The organism is Sutterella massiliensis (assembly GCF_016899755.1).
Classification (GTDB): Bacteria; Pseudomonadota; Gammaproteobacteria; order Burkholderiales; family Burkholderiaceae_F; genus Sutterella; species Sutterella massiliensis.
This window is the reverse complement of record NZ_JACJJC010000393.1, coordinates 1-289: the sequence shown is the minus strand read 5'-3', so window position 1 is coordinate 289 and position 289 is coordinate 1. Positions and strand designations below refer to the sequence as shown.

At 59.2% G+C, this 289-nt stretch carries 1 pseudogene; it reads left to right on the top strand.

The window, feature by feature from the left end:
- Positions 1-72 precede the first annotated feature (72 nt).
- Positions 73-289: pseudogene (locus H6A60_RS13050) on the top strand (FAD-dependent oxidoreductase); the annotation flags it as partial.

The window sequence follows — 289 nt, the reverse complement described above, 5'->3', positions numbered from 1 at the left end:
GCCTATATGGGTCCGTGGGCCGCGCGCCTCATGCTTCGCGGCTCGACGAAGAACACCGGCGAGAATATTTTGATGACAAAGCCTCTTCGGGCAAAGCTTGTTAACCTAAGCAGCTTTTATGCAGGGCCAACAGTTCCGGAAACGCACGCGAACCCTGCCCGCGTCAGCAACTCGGCCTACGGCATGATCGTCGGCAAGGACGGCAAACGCTGCGTCGACGAAAGTCTCGGCCAGGCCATCCGCTCGAAGCTTCTGCCGCAGGTAACGCCCGACAACCGTACCTTCATCA